Annotated in this window: 4 protein-coding genes; all 4 read left to right on the plus strand. The window is 60.3% G+C overall.

Annotated elements, in window-relative coordinates; all coding sequences use genetic code 11:
- On the plus strand, positions 1-1,492 hold a 1,492-nt coding region (locus tag EOA33_RS39370; protein WP_210212626.1), incomplete at its 5' end, for a hypothetical protein.
- Positions 1,493-1,494: 2 nt separating this feature from the next.
- Positions 1,495-1,860: a hypothetical protein gene (locus EOA33_RS29960; protein WP_127407286.1), complete on the plus strand. Its 366-nt coding sequence runs from the start codon at positions 1,495-1,497 to the stop codon at positions 1,858-1,860.
- Between the two features lie 72 nt (positions 1,861-1,932).
- The gene (locus EOA33_RS29965; protein WP_127407287.1) at positions 1,933-2,223 is read left to right on the plus strand and encodes a hypothetical protein; all 291 of its coding nucleotides are present in this window, start codon (positions 1,933-1,935) and stop codon (positions 2,221-2,223) included.
- On the plus strand, positions 2,220-3,082 hold an 863-nt coding region (locus tag EOA33_RS29970; RefSeq protein WP_145989349.1), incomplete at its 3' end, for a hypothetical protein. The genes EOA33_RS29965 and EOA33_RS29970, both read left to right, overlap by 4 nt.

The following is a 3,082-nucleotide window of genomic DNA, read 5'->3' on the forward strand; positions in this document are numbered from 1 at the left end:
GTCGATGCTCGACTACTGCGCATCGGGGTTCGGCGGCAAGAAGGCTACCAATCTCAAGCTTCACACCATCACTACGACAATCAATGTTCCGGCCGGCGTGACGCTCGAATGGGGCGCCGGGTTCACGGCGAATCCTACGTTTGCCTGGTGGACCAAGGCTTTCAACGGGGCGATGATCACCGTTGGCGAGGGTTCCCGGATCATTCGCCCGCAGTTGACCGGCGATGGCGCGAACTTCACCGGCCCTGGCATTTCGGTCGCGACGGGGAACAATCAATACATCCATGATCCCTACATCGTGGACATGGCATCGGCGCCGATCGACTTTCCGACAGGGGGCGTTGGCGTATCGTTCATCTGTTACGGTGGCTACCTGAGCAACCACACCAATGGCGGCGATGGCGTCTCCTTCCCAGCGACCGAACTGACGACGACGGGCTATCGGTTCTTCACCAATACGAAGCTCGTCAATTCCATCTACAACCTCAAAAACGGCAACATGACGCAGATCATCGGCGGCTACAGCGCCGGCATGGATTTTTCTGCGAACACGACTGGCCGCGTCCTTGTTTCTCTGCACCGCTGCGCGACAACCACGCTGACGATTTACGGGCGCGAGCATCACATCGCGAACTGTTCGATCGGCGGCGACGTGGTGTTCGACGCGTCATGCCAGTTTGTCGACTTCATCGGCAACCTGTCCTCGAACGTCACGCTCAATGCGGGTGCGCACGACAACAGCGTCATCGTCACCACGCCAGGCGCGACGATCACCGATAATTCGGGGGTCACCTCCAACGTCATCATCCACAGTGCCATGGCGAAGCTGGGGCCCCTCACGGTCAACGGCGCGCTTCTGCCTGCAGCGGACGATGGCGGAGCGCTTGGCTCCACGACGAAAGAATGGTCGGACCTGTTCCTGGCATCCGGCGGCGTGGTCAATTGGGCCAACGGTGACGTGACCATCACGCATTCGTCCAATGCGCTATCCTTCGCTGGTGCGGCGAACGGATACACGTTCGATCAGAAGCTTATTGTCACCGCCGGTCAGGTGTCGTTCCCGGCAACGCAGAATCCCTCGGGAGATGTGAACACGCTCGATGACTACGAGCGCGGCACCTACACGCCTACGTGGACCGGTTCAGTGACCAACCCTGCGATTGGAAACGGGACCCTCTCTGGCACTTATGTGAAGATAGGGCGTCTCGTCCACGTCGATATCCTGATGCAGACCGGCAGCACAACCACGTATGGCTCCGGCGTATGGTCGTTTTCACTGCCATTCACGGCTACTTCAACGGCCGGGGCCGGGGTTGTTTCCGCCCTTGATTCCGGTACAGCCAATCGTGTTGGCGCCGTGCAGATTTTGACGACGACAACCATCGGGATGGTGAGCGATGGCGGCGGCAACAATTGGGGCGCTCTCATCCCGCAAACGTGGGCGAACGGTGATTATCTGAAAGCCTCGATCTCCTACATTGCGGCGCAGTAGCCATGGCATTCACGGCCTTCCAATCGGACGCATTCCAAAACGATGCGTACCAAACGATTTTCCAGATTCCCGGTTATTCTGGTGATGTCGGCCGTGCCGGTTACTATCGCCGACCGCTCAAATACGTCCGTGACGGGCAGATCGTTGACCTTAACGAGACCGAAACCCCGACCGTTGACGAGATTGTCGGCTCCTTCGAACTGACACCGGCAATCATGGCCGCGCTGGTCTCGCTGCTGCCAAACCAGCCTTCGCCGCTACCCGGCATGGTCGGCGGCCTCGATGCCAAGTTGGGGCACATCATGATTGAGCGGGAAATCGCCTCAATGGCCGATGACGACGCCGCTGTGCTGCTCCTGCTCACCTGAATTGCAAGCGGCTTAGAATTTCGCAGTGACCCCTTGCACCCTGTACCTGCCCGAAAAAGCAGGACAGGAAATTTGGCCAGGTTCGTTTTCCGCAATGGCATCTTCGTCGACCGGCAGACCGGCGCTCCGATGGAAAAGCCGTTCGCCGGCCAGATCGTCATGCCGAACGTCATTTCCGACATCCCGGATTACGCCTCGCCGATCGACGGCCGAATGATCACGTCGCGCTCCGAGCGTCGCGATGATCTGAAGCGCAACAACTGCGTCGAGTACGAGCCTTCCCTGTCGCCGACGAAGGGCAAATTTCGCAACCCCGATTTCTGCAAGAAGCGGGGCCTTCAGGTGTCAGAGGAATTTCGATGAGCACTGCTGTCGTAGAAAGCCTAGCCAACAACGCCCCGCCGGCCGGCGCGCTCGGCGAGGCCGTGAACAACAATGCTGCGACGGCTCTGGCCGACGACGCGGCTCTGGAAGCCATCTGGAACAAGCACGAGCGCGACAACGGCGCCGAGTGGGACGAAGGCAAGTTCTCCAGCCCGATTCCCGAGAAGAAGGCCGACGCGAAAGCCGAAGCCGGCAAGGTATCGCCCGAGGGCGGTGGCGGAGAGGAACAGGCCGGCGGTGGTCTGACGCCTGACGCAGGGTCGGTTCCTCTCCCGGCCAACTGGCAGGGCATCAAGGGCGGCGTAGCCGAGAACGTCAAGCAGGCTTGGGAGAAGGCCCCGGCCGAGCTGCGCAAGTTCGTCGCCGAGCGCGAGCAGGAGCTTCAGGGCCGCCTCTCCGACCACGGCCGACAGGTGTCGGTTTACAAGCCCATCCAGGAAATCCTCGACCGCAACGGCGGCTACTTCGACCCGAACACGGGCAAGAAGATGGCTGACGGCAAGGTCGTCACGCCAGCCCAGGCGATCGAATATCTCTTCAACGTCCAGCAGAGCATGGACAAGGCCCCCGTCGAAACGATCATGAGCATCATCGACGGCTATGGCATCCGCGACAAGATTGCGGGCGTCTTCGGCCAGACCGTCGAGCAGGGCGAAAGCGAATTGCGGCAGGAAATCGCCGGGTTGAAGCAGATGCTCGCATCTGTCCACAATTCCGCGAACATCGACGACCGCATTAACCAGAGGCTTCAGGAGCGCGACGCCACCACCGCCGCCAATGAAGAGTTGGGCCGCTTGTCAGCCGACAAGCCGCTTTACTCCGAAATCCCTGAGAAGCG

It is taken from the genome of Mesorhizobium sp. M4A.F.Ca.ET.050.02.1.1 (assembly GCF_003997725.1).
In the GTDB taxonomy this organism is placed as follows: Bacteria; Pseudomonadota; Alphaproteobacteria; order Rhizobiales; family Rhizobiaceae; genus Mesorhizobium.